The organism is Methylobacterium sp. Leaf89, assembly GCF_001422215.1.
GTDB lineage: Bacteria > Pseudomonadota > Alphaproteobacteria > Rhizobiales > Beijerinckiaceae > Methylobacterium.
The window spans coordinates 124,393-139,957 of the sequence record NZ_LMML01000004.1 but is presented as its reverse complement, the minus strand read 5'-3'; the positions used below and the strand labels follow the sequence as shown (position 1 = coordinate 139,957).

The 15,565-nt window shown below is 71.1% G+C and carries 14 protein-coding genes; 4 read left to right on the top strand and 10 right to left on the bottom strand.

Annotated elements, in window-relative coordinates:
• Positions 1-112: 112 nt before the first annotated feature.
• Positions 113-481 (bottom strand): hypothetical protein, encoded by a 369-nt coding sequence (locus ASF18_RS02030; protein ID WP_056216698.1) that lies wholly within the window; start codon positions 479-481, stop codon positions 113-115.
• 166 nt (positions 482-647) lie between these two features.
• Here ASF18_RS02030 and uraD point away from each other — a divergent pair, with 166 nt between their 5' ends.
• From uraD to ASF18_RS02015, 3 genes are all read left to right on the top strand, one after another.
• Positions 648-1,529 carry a 2-oxo-4-hydroxy-4-carboxy-5-ureidoimidazoline decarboxylase gene (gene uraD / locus ASF18_RS02025; protein ID WP_056348929.1) on the top strand — a complete coding sequence of 294 codons (882 nt, stop codon included), beginning with the start codon at positions 648-650 and terminating at the stop codon, positions 1,527-1,529.
• Positions 1,530-1,651: 122 nt separating this feature from the next.
• Positions 1,652-1,879 carry a hypothetical protein gene (locus tag ASF18_RS02020; protein ID WP_156649565.1) on the top strand — a complete coding sequence of 76 codons (228 nt, stop codon included), beginning with the start codon at positions 1,652-1,654 and terminating at the stop codon, positions 1,877-1,879.
• Between the two features lie 38 nt (positions 1,880-1,917).
• Positions 1,918-2,178, top strand: coding sequence for a hypothetical protein (locus ASF18_RS02015; RefSeq protein WP_056348923.1), 261 nt, complete (start codon positions 1,918-1,920; stop codon positions 2,176-2,178).
• 3 nt (positions 2,179-2,181) lie between these two features.
• Here ASF18_RS02015 and xdhC read toward each other — a convergent pair whose 3' ends face one another.
• From xdhC to ASF18_RS01970, 9 genes are all read right to left on the bottom strand, one after another.
• Positions 2,182-3,000 carry a xanthine dehydrogenase accessory protein XdhC gene (gene xdhC, locus ASF18_RS02010; RefSeq protein WP_082486940.1) on the bottom strand — a complete coding sequence of 273 codons (819 nt, stop codon included), beginning with the start codon at positions 2,998-3,000 and terminating at the stop codon, positions 2,182-2,184.
• Positions 2,997-5,354, bottom strand: a complete 2,358-nt coding sequence (gene xdhB / locus ASF18_RS02005) for a xanthine dehydrogenase molybdopterin binding subunit (protein ID WP_056348920.1) — start codon at positions 5,352-5,354, stop codon at positions 2,997-2,999. The genes xdhC and xdhB overlap by 4 nt, the downstream gene beginning before the upstream one ends.
• Positions 5,347-6,858, bottom strand: a complete 1,512-nt coding sequence (gene xdhA / locus ASF18_RS02000) for a xanthine dehydrogenase small subunit (RefSeq protein WP_056348916.1) — start codon at positions 6,856-6,858, stop codon at positions 5,347-5,349. The genes xdhB and xdhA overlap by 8 nt, the downstream gene beginning before the upstream one ends.
• Before the next feature lie 60 nt (positions 6,859-6,918).
• Positions 6,919-7,995, bottom strand: coding sequence for a BMP family ABC transporter substrate-binding protein (locus tag ASF18_RS01995; RefSeq protein ID WP_056348913.1), 1,077 nt, complete (start codon positions 7,993-7,995; stop codon positions 6,919-6,921).
• 28 nt (positions 7,996-8,023) lie between these two features.
• Complete coding sequence (locus ASF18_RS01990) at positions 8,024-8,950, bottom strand: ABC transporter permease (protein WP_056216727.1); 927 nt, start codon at positions 8,948-8,950, stop codon at positions 8,024-8,026.
• Between the two features lie 11 nt (positions 8,951-8,961).
• Positions 8,962-10,038 (bottom strand): ABC transporter permease, encoded by a 1,077-nt coding sequence (locus tag ASF18_RS01985; protein ID WP_056348910.1) that lies wholly within the window; start codon positions 10,036-10,038, stop codon positions 8,962-8,964.
• On the bottom strand, positions 10,028-11,623 hold the full coding sequence (locus tag ASF18_RS01980; protein WP_056348907.1) for an ABC transporter ATP-binding protein: 1,596 nt from the start codon (positions 11,621-11,623) through the stop codon (positions 10,028-10,030). The genes ASF18_RS01985 and ASF18_RS01980 overlap by 11 nt, the downstream gene beginning before the upstream one ends.
• Position 11,624: 1 nt before the next feature.
• Positions 11,625-12,986 carry an 8-oxoguanine deaminase gene (locus ASF18_RS01975; RefSeq protein WP_056348904.1) on the bottom strand — a complete coding sequence of 454 codons (1,362 nt, stop codon included), beginning with the start codon at positions 12,984-12,986 and terminating at the stop codon, positions 11,625-11,627.
• Between the two features lie 155 nt (positions 12,987-13,141).
• Positions 13,142-14,140, bottom strand: a complete 999-nt coding sequence (locus ASF18_RS01970) for a hypothetical protein (RefSeq protein WP_156389557.1) — start codon at positions 14,138-14,140, stop codon at positions 13,142-13,144.
• Between the two features lie 629 nt (positions 14,141-14,769).
• Here ASF18_RS01970 and ASF18_RS01965 point away from each other — a divergent pair.
• On the top strand, positions 14,770-15,444 hold the full coding sequence (locus ASF18_RS01965) for an isochorismatase family cysteine hydrolase (protein ID WP_056348901.1): 675 nt from the start codon (positions 14,770-14,772) through the stop codon (positions 15,442-15,444).
• The last annotated feature ends 121 nt before the right edge of the window (positions 15,445-15,565 follow it).

Here is a 15,565-nt window from a genome sequence, read left to right as displayed (position 1 = left end):
ATTTCACACAGCAGACTTTCGACTGTATGAATTCATACAGTTCCGCCAAATGCCGATCCCTCCTTCGCCTGAAGTCGGATCGGCAGGCGACGGACGGGAGTCTCCGGCAGGCTCACGGTGCGCGGGGAGGGCCCTTGCGCAGGTCGTCGTAGAGGCGCTGGACCTCCTGGATCGTCGCGTGGGCCCGGCTCCAGTTCGTCTCGCGGACGTTGGTTTCGGTGAAGGCGCTGTGCGAGGTGCCTCCGAATCCGTTGAAGACCGTCTCGACCCCGTCCACCCGGTAGTCGATCCGGTAAGAGGGGCTGAGACCCCGGCCCTTGCCCTTCCCGGTCACCCCGATCCGCACCAGGGCGTCGCCGTGCCGTTTCTGACAGAATCGCATGTTCCCGAGGAGCCGGCGCAGGTACTCCTCGGGCTCGGCGAGCTCACCGGCGACTTGGATCAGCGTCGCGTCGGGCGGAAGGTGCGTCTTGCGGATCATGGCTGGCCTCGCTGCCCGTCCGGCATTCATCGATCGAGCGGGAGCGCCGGCCAGACCACATTTTCACGCGCCTGGCGATCCTTGCGCGGCGACGCGCCCGCGCCGGATGGCCCGCTGCCTGCTAAGGCTTCCACGGCCCTCCGACCTTACGCAGGATGGATCCGCGATGCCGACCCTCGACGCCCTGAACCAGGCCTCGCACGGCGATTTCGTTGCCGCCCTCGGGGCCGTGTTCGAGCACGCGCCCTGGGTCGCCGAGGTCGCCGCCGCGAAGCGGCCGTTCCCCACCGTCCAGGCCCTGCTCGCCGCCCTGCAGGAGGCGGTCGACGCCGCGCCCGAGGCGGCCCGCCACGCCCTTCTCACCAACCATCCCGAGCTGGCCGGGCGTGCGGCCCACGCCGGCACGATCGCCCCCGACTCCATCGCCGAGCAGGCGGCCGCCGGCCTCGATCGGCTCTCGGAGGCGGAAGACGCGCGGTTCGCGGCGCTGAATGCGGCCTATGGCCGGACCTTCGGGTTTCCCTTCATCCTCTGCGTCAAGCGCCACGGTCGCGCCTCGTTGCTGCGCACCTTTCAGGCACGCCTCGCCGCCGACCCGGAGAGCGAGCGCCGGACCGCCCTCGCAGAGGTGTTCCGCATCGCCGCCCTTCGCCTCGGCACCCTGGTGAGCGGGCCGGGCGCGCCGCGCGTCACGGGCCGGATCTCCACCCACGTCCTCGACACCGTGGCGGGCCGGCCCGCGCCGGGAATCCCGGTGGAGCTCCACGAATGGGTGTCGGAGACCGAGACCGTGCTGGTCGCCCGGACGGTGACGAATGCCGACGGGCGCACCGATGCGCCGCTGATCGGCGGACGCCCCGTTCCGGTGGCCGCCTACGAGCTGCGTTTCCGCATCGGCGATCACTTCCGCGCCACCTGTCCGGGCCTGCCCGAACCGCCCTTCCTCGACATCGTCACGCTGCGCTTCGGGGTCGCCGATCCGGAAGGGCATTACCACGTGCCCCTGGTGGCGAGCCCGTGGAGCTACCAGACCTATCGCGGCAGCTGAGCGGTCCGAGACTGCGGCATCGGCACGATGTGACAAAGCCTTGTGATTTCAGTCCGCTCCGGCATGTCCTTTGCGTGCAACTTGATCGCCCCCGGTCACGTGGGGCGCAGGGAGGATGGGATTTGACGCATCGGCTTTCGGTTCGGACCCTGATGGTGCGCGGTCTTGCCGCGGCGCTGCTCCTGACGGGTCCCCTGATGTTTGCCCCGGCCGCCCGGGCCCAGGGCACCCTGATCGCGCCGGGGGGCCAGCCCCGGGTCACCGCCCCAGGCGGCCTGCGCGGCCGCTCCGCCTTCCGACACCGGCACAAGGCCCGCCACCAGCCGGCGCTCACCCGCCGCCACCGTTGAAACCGCCTCGACCATCCGCTTCCAGGAAACCAGACCGCATGATCCGTGTGCTCAGCCTTCTCAGCCTCTCCCTCGGCCTTGCCGGACCGGTCCTGGCCCAGGGCGCCGGCGCGCCCGCCGGCATGGAGGCTGCCACCGCCCCGGGGGGAACCGAGGGGCGGGCCGGCCCCCGCAACGAGGCGGAGGCGATCCGCAGCGGCGACGCGATTCCGGTTCCGCCCCGGGCCGGCGGCATTCCGATCGAGGAGCGGCCGGTGCACGGCACCGAGGCGCCTCCCCCACCACCCGGACGTCCCTGAGGCTCAGGACGCCAAGGCGGCGAGGAGTTCGGCCGCCGCCAGGGCGGCGATGACCGCGGGGCGCTTGTCGCGCACCCGCGTCCCGCCTATCGGGCAGACGAGGCGAGCCAGCGCGGCCTCGTCCAGGCCCATCGCCCGAAAGGCGCCGAGGAAGGTTGCCCGCTTCGTGGCGGACCCGATCAGGCCGAGATACGCGAAGGTGTTCGCCTCCAGCAGGCTGGCGCAGATCAGGCTGTCGAGGGCGTGGCTGTGGGTGACCACCACGTGGGCGGCTCCGGGCAGTGCGGCTTCCGCCGCGGCGCTGGCCGAGCCGACGATCCGCGCGACGCGCGCGCCCGACACCCGTGCGATCTCCTCGGGCCGGTCATCGATGATCCGCGTACGGAGGGGCAGCGGATCGAGCGCCAGGGCCAGGGCGCGCCCGACATGGCCCGCGCCGTAGATCATCACCAGGGGCGCCCGTGCGGCGGATTCGGCCTCCGAAGCCCGGAGGGCGGCAAGCGTACCGGCATCGGCCCGGTGGATCACCAGGGTCACGTGCCCGCCGCAGCACTGGCCGGTCTCGGGTCCCAGGGGCCTGCGCAGGATCGCCTCGGCCTCGCCCGCCGCCAGAAGCGCCCGGGCGCGGGCGATGCCCGACCATTCATAGGTGCCGCCCCCGATGGTGCCGGCGACCCGTTCGGGCATCACCAGCATGGCGGTGCCCGCCGCGCGCGGCGTCGAGCCCCGCGCCTCCGACAGGGCGACGAGGGCCGCCGGCTCGCCCGCCGCGAGGGCGGTCGCCAGGGCTTCCGACAGCGCCTCCGACGAATCGGCGCTCACGGCTGCGCAGATTGCGCGTCTGCCAGCGCCCGCATCCGGTCGACGGCGTCGAGGACGCGCTCCGGGGTCGCCGGGGCATCGAGGCGGGGGCAGTACCGGTGGCCGGCGACGCTCGCCACCGCATCCGAGAGGGCGTGCAGGCCGGCGATGCCGAGCATCAGCGGAGGCTCGCCCACCGCTTTCGAACGGTAGATCGTCGCCTCTCGGTTCTGGTTCTCGTAGAGCGCCACGTTGAAGATGCGCGGGCGGTCGCCGCAGGCCGGGATCTTGTAGGTGGAGGGGGCGTGGGTGCGCAAAGCGCCCTTGCCGTCCCACCACAGCTCCTCGGTGGTGAGCCAGCCGAGCCCCTGGATGAAGCCGCCCTCGATCTGGCCCCGATCCACCGCCGGGTTCAGGGAACGGCCGCAATCGTGCAGGATGTCGGCCCGCTCGATCCGGTACTCGCCGGTCAGGGTGTCCACCGCCGCCTGCACGCAGGCCGCGCCGTAGGCGAAGTAGTAGAACGGGTGGCCCCGGCCGGCCTCCCGGTCCCAATGGATGGTCGGCGTCTTGTAGAAGCCCGTGGCGGAGAGCTGGATGCGGGCGAGGTAGGCCTTGTGGATCAGCGTGGCCCAGGCGATCTCCTGGTTGCCGACCCGGACCCGATTCGGCAGGAACAGCACCGTCTCGGGCGCGACGCTCCAGGCCTCGACTGCGAAGGCCACGAGGCGGCCCTTCAGGGTCTGGGCGGCGGCGCGGGCCGCCATGCCGTTGAGGTCGGCCCCCGACGATGCGGCCGTGGCCGAGGTGTTGGGCACCTTGCCCGTCGTGGTCGCGGTGATGCGGACCCGGTCGGCATCGATCTGGAATTCCTCCGCCACCACCTGCGCGACCTTGACGTAGAGCCCCTGGCCCATCTCGGTGCCGCCGTGATTCAAGCCGACCGAGCCGTCGTTGTAGATGTGCACCAGGGCGCCGGCCTGGTTGTAGGCGGTGGAGGTGAAGGAGATGCCGAACTTCACCGGCGTCAGGGCGAGGCCGCGCTTGATCACCGGGCTGGTTTCGTTCGCCGCATGCAAAGCCGCGCGGCGGGCGGCGTAATCGCAGTCCGCTTCCAGCTTGGCCACCAGATCCCGGATGCAATTGTCGGCAATGGTCTGGTGGTACGGCGTGACGTTGTCGCTCTCGGTGCCGTAGAAGTTGCGCTTGCGCACCTCCAGCGGGTCGAGGCCGCAGGCATAGGCCACCTCCTCGATCACCCGCTCGGCCGCCACCATGCCTTGGGGCCCGCCGAAGCCCCGGAAGGCGGTGTTGGACTGGGTGTTCGTGCGGTAGGGCCGCGAGGTCAGGTGCACCGCCGGGTAGTGGTAGCAGTTGTCGGCATGGAACAGGGCCCGGTCGGTGACCGGCCCCGACAGGTCGGCGGCCCAGCCGCAGCGGGCGGCGAGCTGCATGTCGACGGCGAGAATCTTCCCGTCCGCGTCGTGCCCCACGAGGTAGTCGACCTCGAAATCGTGGCGCTTGCCGGTGATGACCATGTCGTCGTCGCGGTCGGGCCGGATCTTGGCGGCGCGGCCGGTCGTCTTGGCCACCAGGGCCGCCACGCAGGCGAACAGGTTCGACTGGCTCTCCTTGCCGCCGAAGCCGCCGCCCATCCGACGGACCTCGGCGGTCACGGCCGAATTCACCGTGCCCAGCACCTTGGCGACGAGGGCCTGGGCCTCGGAAGGGTGCTGGGTCGAGGTGTGGACCGTGACCTCGTCGTCCTCACCCGGGATCGCCAGGGCGATCTGGCCCTCGAGGTAGAAGTGTTCCTGGCCGCCGATCGCCATCCGGCCGCGGACGATACCCGGGGCCTCGGCGAGCCCCGCGTCGGAATCGCCGCGCTTCAGGGTCATGGGCGGCCAGACGAGTTTTCCGTCCGCCCGCGCTTGCCGGTAGGTGAGGACGGGGTCCAGATCCTCGTAGGCGATCACGGCCAAGCGGGCGGCGCGGCGCGCCGCATTGCGGGTCAGGGCCGCCACCGCGAAGATCGGCTGGCCGACATACGACACCGTGTCCTCGGCCAGCATCGGCTCGTCGTCCCGGTGCGAGGAGGAGATCTCGTTGACGCCCGGCACGTCGGCGCCGGTGAACACCGCGACCACGCCCTCGGCGCCCCGCACGGGCGCCAGATCCACCGAGACGAGGCGGGCATGAGCGCGTTCGCTCAGCCCCAGGCAGACGTGGAGCAGGCCGGCCGGCTCGGCCATGTCGTCGATGTAGAGGGCCGAGCCACTGACGTGTCGGGCGGCGCTGTCGTGGATGCGCGGCGTGTGGGCGCCGCCCGCGATCCGGTCGTCCACCTTCGGGGCCGGAGGCGTGCGATCAAGCATGGGCCGGCGCTCCGACGGTGGCGAGGCGGGTTTCCGGGGCCTCCGGCGCGGCCTCGTGGATCAGCCGCTCGATGAGGTTGCCGGCGACCTGGAGGCGGTAGGCGGCCGAGGCCCGCATGTCCGAGAGGGGCGTAAAATCCCGGGCCACCGCCGCCTTGAAGGCGGGGATGACGGCCGGGTCGAGGGACTGGCCCATGAGCGCGGCCTCGGCCTGGACGGCCCGCTTCGGGGTGCCCGCCATGCCGCCGTAGGCGATGCGGGCCTGCCGGGTCGTGCCAGCGTCGACGGTCAGCCGGAAGGCGCCGAGGACGGCGGAGATGTCCTCGTCGAAGCGCTTCGAGATCTTGTAGGCGCGAAAGACCGTCTCCGGGCCGAGCTTCGGCACCCGCACCCCGGCGACGAACTCGCCCGGACGCAGGTCCTGCCGGCCATAGGCGACGAAGAAGTCTTCGAGGGGAATCTCGCGCTCGCTGCCACGGCCGATGAGATGGAGGCTCGCCCCGAGGGCGATCAGGGCCGGCGCCGCGTCGCCGATGGGCGAGCCGTTGGCGATGTTACCGCCGAGGGTGCCGGCATTGCGGGTCTGGGCGGCGCCGTGGCGGCGGAAGAGCTCCCCGAGATCCGGGTGCAGGCCGGCGAGGTGCGTGCCGGCCTCGGAGAGGCTCACGCCGGCTCCGAGATACAGGTGATCGGGGCCCTCGCCCACGACGCGCAGGCTTCGCACCCGCCCGAGCCAGATCACCGGGTCGAGGACGCGCAGGCCCTTGGTCACCCAGAGGGCGACGTCGGTGGCCCCGGCCACAATCGTCGCCTGGGGGTGCTCGGCCATGAGATCGACGAGCGCCGGAAGGGTGGCGGGGGCGAAGAAGCGGCCCTTCGGCCCGGAGACCGCCACGGTCTCGTCGTCGCGCAGGGCCAGCAGCCGGGCGAGGGTGGCGTCGTGGGCGGCATCGAAGGTATCCGCTTCCGGCGCGGCCAACGCACGCTCGGCCGCGCGCACGATGGGAGCGTAGCCGGTGCAGCGGCAGAGGTTGCCCGCGAGCGCGTCGTCGATGGGGCTCGCCGAGGTTCGGAGCGGGCCGGTCTCGGCGAGCAGGTCCTTGGTAGGAGAATCCTTGGTCATCGCGAACAGCGACATGACGAAGCCCGGCGTGCAGAAGCCGCATTGCGAGCCGTGCTCCTCCACCATCAGGCGCTGGACCGGATGGAGGGTGCCGTCGGCCCCACGCAGGTGCTCCACGGTGAGGAGCTGGCAGCCGTCGAGCATCCCCAGGAAGGTGATGCAGGCATCCACCGCGCAGTAGCGCAGGCGCTCGGCGCCGGACGGCCCCTCGGGGCGGACCACCACCACGGTGCAGGCCCCGCAATCCCCCTCGTTGCAGCCCTCCTTGGTCCCGATCAGCCGCTCGGGACCGCGCAGCCAGTCGAGCACCGTCAGAGTCGGGTCGCAGGCCTCGATCGTGCGCGCGTCGGGCCCGAGGAGGAAGCGGATGGCGTGTCTCATGCGACCTCTTCGTCGAACACCGGTCCCTCTCCCCGCGGTGGGAGAGGGCTCTCGAACCCCCTATCGCGGCAGCGTGTCGCTGATGCCCTTCACGTACCAGTTCATGCCGAGGATCATCGGATCGGGAGCGTTCTCGCCGGCCTTCACCGCCTCGCTGCCGTCCTGCTTGAAGACGGGGCCGTGGAAGGGCAGGAGCGTGCCGTCCGCGATCGCCTTCTTGGTGGTCTCGGCCTGGGCCTTCACGTCGTCGGGCATGTTGGCGAAGGGCGCCAGCACGACCATGCCGTCCTTGATGCCGCCCCAGGTGTCGTGGCTCTTCCAGGTGCCGTCGAGGACGGCCTTGGCCTCGCCGACGACGTAGCCGTCCCAGTCGTCGACGATGGAGGTGAGCTGGGCCTTGGGGGCGAAGCGCATCTGGTCCGAGGATTGTCCGAAGGCGAGCTTGCCCTGCTTCTCCGCCTCCTGCAACGGCGCGGCGGAATCGGTGTGCTGCGACAGGATGTCGGCGCCCTGGGCCAGCAGCGCCTTGGCGGCCTCCGCCTCCTTGCCCGGGTCGAACCAGGTGTTCACCCAGACGATCTTAATCTTGATGTCGGGGTTCACCGACTGGGCGCCGAGCATGAAGGCGTTGATGCCGCTCACCACCTCGGGGATCGGGAACGAGGCGATGTAGCCCAACGTGCCCGTCTTCGAGAGGCGCCCGGCGATCACGCCGCAGACGTAGCGGCCCTCGTAGAAGCGGGCCGAGTAGGTCGAGACGTTGGGCGCCCGCTTGTAGCCGGTGGCGTGCTCGAACTTCACCTTCGGGAATTTCTTGGCGACCTTGAGGGTCGGCTCCATGAAGCCGAACGAGGTGGTGAAGATCAGGCCGTAGCCGGAGCGCGCGAAGCTCTCGATGGAGCGCTCGCTGTCGGCCTCCGGCACGTTCTCGACGAAGCTGGTCTCGACCTTGTCGCCCAGCGCCGCGGCGAGCGCCTTGCGGCTCTGGTCGTGCTGGTACGAGTAGCCGTAATCGGCCACCGGGCCGACATAGACGAAGCCGACCTTCAGCTTCTCGACGGGCTTCTTCTCCTGTGCCTGCGCGCCCCCGAGTCCGAGGGCGAGAACGGCCACCAGGGCCCCCTGCACGATCCGCATCGTTCAAAGATCCTTCGAGAGTGCGCGCCTACCGGTGCGGGGTGAAGACCCGGCCAAGGGCCGCCGGGGCGAGGGAGCCGCCCCGGCGCCTGCCGAGGGAGAGCAAGACCAGGGCCAGGATGGTGGCAAGGTAGGGCAGCGCGGAGAGCGCCTGCCCCGGCAGGCCGAGGCCGGCGGCCTGGGCGTTGAGCTGAAGCACCGTGGCGCCGCCGAACAGCAGGGCGCCGGCCAGCACCCGGAACGGGCGCCACGAGGCGAAGACAACGAGGGCCAGGGCGATCCAGCCGCGCCCGGCCGTCATCGCGGGCGCCCAGAACGGGGTGTAGGACAGCGACAGGTAGGCCCCGGCCAGACCCGCGCAGGCGCCGCCGAACAGCACCGCGCGGAAGCGCACCCTGCGCACCTGCAGGCCCAGCGCGTGGGTGGCGGTGTGGTCGTCGCCGATGGCCCGCAGGATCAGGCCGGCGCGGGTGCGCCACAGGAACCACGACACCCCGGCCGCCAGCGCGAAGGCGAGATAGACGAAGCCGTCCTGCCCGAAGAGCAGGCGGCCGAGGCCGGGCAGGTCAGTGAGGCCGGGCAGGGCGAGATGCGGCGCCGGATCGCGCTTGAGGCCGACATAGGAGGCCCCGACGAGGCCCGAGAGCCCGAGACCCAGGATCGTCATGGCGAGTCCGGAGGCGACCTGGTTGGCGCTCAGCACCACCGTGAGGAGGCCGAACAGGGCCGAGAGGGCGAGGCCCGCCCCAGCGCCGGCCACTGCGCCGACGAAGGTCGAGCCGGTTTCCACCGCCACCGCGAAACCGGCGGCGGCGCCCAGCACCATCATGCCCTCGACGCCGAGGTTGAGCACGCCCGCGCGCTCGGCCACGAGTTCGCCGAGCGCCGCGATCATCAGCGGGGTGGCGGCGGCCACGATGGTGACGAGCACCATCTGGACGATGTCGAGGGTCAGGCCATGAACGGTCACGCGGTCGCTCCCGGCACGAAGCGGACCCTGTAGCGCGACAGCGCGTCGGCCCCGAGCACCAGGGCGAGCAGCAGGCCCTGGAAGGCCCGGGTCAGGTCGAGGGGGAGTTTCAGGTCGATCTGCGCGCCCTCGCCCCCGATGGTGGTCAGGGCGATGACCAGGGCCGCCACCAGGATCCCCATCGGCGAGAGCCGTCCCAGGAAGGCCACGATGATGGCGGTGAAGCCGTAGCCCGGCGAGATCGAGGGCTGGAGCTGGCCGATCCGGCCCGCCACCTCGCTGATGCCGGCCAGCCCCGCGGCGGCGCCGGAGACGGCGAAGACCGCGAGCGTCAGGCGTGCGTCGCCGAAGCCGGCGAAGCGGGCCGCGCGCGGGCTCGCCCCCACCACCCGCACGGCGAAGCCGAACAGGGTGCGGCCGAGCACCAGGGTGGCGAGGACCACGACCGCCAGCGCGAGGGCGACGCCGGCATGCAGGGTGCCGCCCTCCATCAGGTAGGGCAGGCGGGCAGCGTCGTCGAAGGTGACGCTCTGGGGGAAGTTGAAGCCCGCTGGATCGCGCAAGGGGCCGCGCGCCATGTAGTCGAGCAGCAGTTCGGCCACGTAGACCAGCATCAGGCTGGTGAGGATCTCGGAGACGCCGAGGCGCACCTTGAGGAGGGCGGGGATCAGCCCGTAGACCATGCCGGCCCCCGTGCCGACGAGAAGCATCAGGGGCAGCACCCAGAGGGGGTCGCCGGGGATCCCGTGCGCGGCGACGCCGATCCAACCGCCGAACAGGCCGCCGACGACGAACTGCCCTTCGGCCCCGATATTCCAGATGTTGGCGCGGTAGCAGAAGGCGAGGCCGGTGGCGATGAGGGCGAGCGGCGCGGCCTTGATGGCCACCTCCTGCAGCGACCAGACCTCGCTCAGGGGCGCCACGAAGTAGGTGACGACGGCGGCGGCCGGCGAGCGGCCCAGGGCGGCCACGACGAGCCCGCCGATCACCAGCGCGGCCAGGAAGGCCAGCATGGGCGAGAGCGCGTCCATCAGGGCCGACCGGCCGGTGCGCGGCGTCAGGTCAATGCGCATGGGCCGCCTCCCGGGCGTGGTCCGGCGCGCCCGTCACCGGATCCTCGGCCGGCGTCGCCCCGCCCATGCGCAGCCCCAGGGCCTCGCGGGTGGTCTCGGCGGCCGGCGCCGCCGGCGACAGGGTGCCGTGATGCAGCACGGCGATGCGGCCGGTGATCGCGAACAGTTCGTCGAGGTCCTGGCTGATCACCAGCACGGCGGCGCCGCGGGCCGCGAGGTCGAGCAGCGCCTGCCGGATATGGGCGGCCGCCAGGGCGTCGACGCCCCAGGTCGGCTGGTTGACCACGAGGATGCCGGGCTCGGCCAGGATCTCGCGTCCCATCAGGTATTTCTGCAGGTTGCCGCCCGACAGGGTGCCGGCGGCGGGATCGGGGCCCGCCTTGCGCACGTCGAAGGCCGCGACCACGTCCCGGGCCAGGGCCTTGGCGGCCGCGCGGCGCAGGACGCCGAAGCGGCTCAGGCGCGCCGTGGCGTGGCGCGACAGAATCGCGTTGTCGGACAGGCTCAGGGTCGGCACGGCGCCATGGCCGTTGCGCTCCTCGGGCACGAAGCCGGCGCCGCCCCGCCGCCGGGCGGTGATGCCGAGGCGCCCGGATTCGACGCCGTCGAACCGCACCATGCCGGGTTCCGGCGCCAGGGTCTCGCCCGAGAGGGCGTCGAACAGCTCCGCCTGCCCGTTGCCGGCGATCCCGGCGAGGCCGACGATCTCGCCGCCGCGCACGCTCAGCGAGATGCCATCGAGGGCGGTGCCGTGCAGGCCGGGGGCGGGGAGGGTGAGCCCGGACAGGACCAGGCGCTCCGGCCCGGTCGCCACGCCGGCGGGCGCCGTCACCGCGCCTACCTGTGCCCCCACCATCAGGGCGGCGAGAGAGCGGGCGGTCTCGGCGCGGGGATCGCAGGCCCCCACCACCCGGCCGCCGCGCAGGATGGTGGCGCGCGAGCACAGCCGGCGCACCTCGTCGAGGCGGTGCGAGATGTAGAGAAGCGCCCGGCCCTCGTCGCGCAGGCGCTCCAGAACGGTGAACAGCAATTCGGCCTCGCCCGGGGTGAGCACCGAGGTCGGCTCGTCGAGGATCACGAGCTTGGGGTCCTGCAGCAGGCAGCGGATGATCTCGATGCGCTGGCGCTCGCCGGCCGAGAGCGACCAGACTGGCCGGTCGGGGTCGAGGTGCAGGCCGTAGGTCGTCCCGACCGCCGCGATCCGGGCCTTCAGGGCTCGGCCGCCCAGGCCCTTGGGCATCACCAGGGCGATGTTCTCGGCGACCGTCAGATTCTCGCAGAGCGAAAAATGCTGGAACACCATGCCGATGCCGAGGGCGCGGGCGGCCTCCGGATGGGCGAGGCGCACGACATCGCCCCGATGGGTGACGACCCCTTCGGTGGGCTCCAGGAGCCCGTAGAGGATCTTCATCAGGGTCGACTTGCCGGCGCCGTTCTCGCCCAGCAGGGCGTGGATCTCGCCGGCCCGGATCTCGAGATCGACCCCGTCATTGGCCGTGAAGGCGCCGAAGCGCTTGACGATGCCGTACGCGCCGAAGAGAGGCGTCGGCCCCTCCGTGCGGGCAGGGGGGACGACGGGGGCCACGCTAGAGCGTCCCGAACAGCGCGTGGGCGAGGCGGGTATGGGCCTCGCGCAGCTGGCCGGTCTCCATCCCGAGAGGCTGGCCGTCGACCACGCGCCACGACCCCGCCACCATCACCCGGTCGGCCCGGTGAGCGCCGCAGAGCACCAGGGCGGCCAGCGGATCGTGCGCGCCGGAGAAGCGCAGTTCGTCGAGGGTGAAAAGAGCCAGGTCCGCCTCGCACCCCTCCGCGATCCGTCCGATATCGGTCCGACCGAGGCAGGCCGCGGACCCCTCCGTCGCCCAGCGCAGAGCGTCGAGATGGGTCACGGCCTCGGCCCCGTAGGTCAGACGGTTGATCATCAGGGCGTGACGGACGCCCTCCATCAGGTTCGAGCTGTCGTTCGAGGCCGCCCCGTCAACGCCGAGGCCGACGGGGCTGCCGGCGGCCTCCAGCTCACAGGTCCGGCACTGGCCGGAGGCCAGCGTCATGTTCGAGGTCGGGCAGTGGCAGACGCCGACGCCGGCCGCGCCGAGGCGCTTCACCTCGGCGTCGTTGAAGTGGATGCCGTGGGCGAGCCAGGTGCGCGGGCCCATCCAGCCGACCTCCTCGAGGTAGTCCACCGGGCGCTGGCCGAACATTTCGACGCAGTAGCGGTCCTCGTCGAGCGTCTCGCCGAGATGGGTGTGCAGGCGGCAATCGTGGCGCTCGGCCAGCGCCGCGCTCTCGCGCATCAGCCGCTTCGTCACGTTGAAGGGCGAGCAGGGGGCCAGCCCGATCTGCACCATCGCGCCGGGCTTGGGGTCGTGGAACAGGCGCAGCACCCGTTCGCTGTCGGCCAGGATGGTGTCGTCGTCCTGGGTCAGACATTCGGGCGGCAGGCCGCCGTCGCGCTCGGACAGGCTCATCGAGCCGCGGGTGACGAAGGCGCGGATCCCGACAGGCCCGGCCTCCTCCACCTGAATGTCGACGGAGGATTCCAGCCCCTTCGGGAAGAGGTAATGGTGATCGCCGGCCGTGGTGCAGCCGGAGAGCAGCAGCTCGGTGTAGGCGAGACGCGTCGCCAGCCGGAACGCCTCGGGGGTGATCCTATCCCAGACCGTGTAGAGCGCCTTCAGCCAGGGAAAGAGCGGCTTGTTGATCGCCGCCGGATGGGCGCGGGTGAGCGTCTGGAAGAAGTGGTGATGGGTGTTGACGAGGCCCGGGACGACCACGTGGCGGCCGGCGTCGAAGATCTCGTCGACGGGCGCGGCGGGCATGCCTCCCGCGGGCACCCGCTCGACGATGCGGGAGCCCGCGACGACGAGGCCCCCGGCGGAATCCGGCGCCAGGATCGCCAGCGGGTTGCGGATCCAGAGACGTCGCGTCGCGGGGGTCTCGACCATGCTGATCCGGTGTTCCCTCGATGTGGACCGGCCATCACCATGGCCCGTCCGGAAATCCGGAGGCCGGATGGAAATCCGGCCTCGTCATGCAGACCATCGCTTGCGTGGATGGTCGTTCCGGGCAAGGGGCCCGTCGTGAGAACAGGTGCCAGCCCTCAGAAGACGTGGAAGGAGACGCCGGCCAGGAAGCTCTTCTCTTCGGTCCCCTTGAAGTTGGCGCGCTCGATGTTGCCGAACTTGTTGAGCCAGTACTGGAAGCCGATGAAGACGTCGACCCGGTTCGGCTGGTCGTAGATCAGCTTGCCGACATCGAGGACGAGGTTGGTCCGCGACAGGAATTCGAGACCCGTCTTCGGGTTGGTGGCGAAGGCGGACGGATCGTTCACACCGCGCCCCTTGGGCAGGACGATGTTGTTGAAGCCCGCGATGCTGAGCGGCAGACCCGTGAAGGCGAGCGGGAAGCTGTAGACGATCTCGAATTCCGGGACCGTGTTGAAACTGGTATCCCGGTTCGGAGCGACGTTGAAGCCGTTGCGATTCCACTCCTTGTAGGCATGGACCGAGGCGCTGAGGAACCCGGCCGGGACGTCGAATGCAAAGTTCAGACCGCCGACCACGTCGCGCTTCTTGGAACCGAAGGCATCGTTCTGCGCATTGGCATCGAAGCCGTAGGCGAGCGACACGTCCTTGATGATGCCGGGCACCACGAAGGCCTTCGTCCCGGTCAGGGCGTTCAGGCTCAGGGTTCCGCGGTAGAGGCCGTAGGCCTCGGTGTTCCCGTAATCGTAGAAGGTCGGCACGCCGAAGCCGTCGGTGGTGCCCGCCGAAAATTGCGACCCCGACTTGAGGATGTCGAGGGTGAAGAAATTGGTGCCGTAGGCCCAGGCATCGGCGTGCGAGATGTTGAGGATGTGCTTCGGCGCGTCCTGGTTGCGGAAGCTGCCGTCGGCGCGCTGGATCTGGGAGCCGGGCCTGGCGGCCGGGAACTGGTAGCGGTAGCTGATCTGCGTGTCGGAGAACAGGAAGAACCCGGAGGGCACCTCCACGGGTGCGACCGGCGCCTTCTCCTTGGCGAGGTCCGCGGCCAGGGCCGGCATCAGGGTGGCGAGGCTCAGAGCGGCGGCCACCAGCGGTCGTGTGAATGTCGCGATCATCGATAAAGTCCCCCCGGGATTAAGCACCCGTTGGGGCAATTGACCGCAACCGATGTGCCACCCGCTCGGCCTTCCCACACAACCAGACGGGGTGATGCATAGGCGCAACATTGCCTCGGTTCGCCCTGCGGGAACGACCCTTCGCGGGCTCGAACATCGGCAGGCGCGCGACGGGGAATCGCCACAGGACGAATACGAGTTAGACCATATGGTCTAATTTCTAGCCAGGGTTGCATCGTTGTTGGGCATCGCGGCGTCCATCTCCCACGGCGCCGCTGCCCCGGGGCACGCGCCCCGGACCGCCGATTCCGCGCCTTCGTGGCCGAGTGGTCTTGGCGGCCATACGCCGCCTGGTCTCTCGCGTCCGACGGGACGCGACCGCTTGGGAAACGCGACGTGGGTGCGTCCCGTCCGGAAATCGGTCCTGCCTCCCGGCGGGCAAGCCTCGTTGCGCCTGAGGCGCCGAGGCGCGGGCCGGGCCAACCTGCATGGGAAGGATGCAGCGCCGCGCATCATTTGGGCGTGTCTCCGGCGGACCCTGCATCCATGATTACCGAAGATTCGGGATCGGGGCGGAACGCGACGCCGTCCCTCCCGGGTCGCGCGCCCTCCGGCCCGGTGCCCCGAGCATGCTTCCCGTCATCGCGGCCGACCCCGCCCCTCTGACCTTCGATCCGGCGACCACCGCACTGGTCATCATCGACATGCAGCGCGACTTCCTGGAGCCGGGCGGCTTCGGCGAGACCCTCGGCAACGACGTCACCCTGCTGCAGACGGCGGTGCCCCCGATCCGGGCGGTGCTGGCGGCGGCGCGGAGTGCCGGCCTTCTCATCGTGCACACGCGGGAGGGCCACAAGCCCGACCTCTCCGATGCGCCGCCGGCCAAGCTGGAGCGAGGGACGCCCACCGCGCGCATCGGCGCGCCGGGTCCGATGGGGCGCATCCTGATCCGCGGCGAACCGGGCCACGCCATCGTTCCCGAACTGGCGCCGATCCGGGGCGAGGTGGTCATCGACAAGCCCGGGAAGGGCGCCTTCTACGCCACCGATCTCGGCGCGGTCCTCTCCGCCCGCCGCATCGCGACCCTGCTGGTCTGCGGGGTGACCACCGAGGTCTGCGTGCACACGACGATCCGCGAGGCCAACGACCGCGGCTACCGCTGCGTGGCGATCGGGGATGGCTGCGCCTCCTACCGCCCCGAGTTCCACCGGGTCGGCCTCGCGATGATCGCCGCCCAGGGCGGCATCTTCGGCTGGGTCTCCTCCTCGGCGGCGGTGGTCGAAGCCCTCGGCGGCGCACGCTAAGGGCGGGTGCCGCGGCCTGCGCTGTTCGGCCCCCATCGTTTCCGGCTTTCCGCACAGGCCCGCGGTGACGCCCGGCCTGGCGCTTGCTTACACCCGGGTGGCCGGGCAGCTCGTTGGGGCC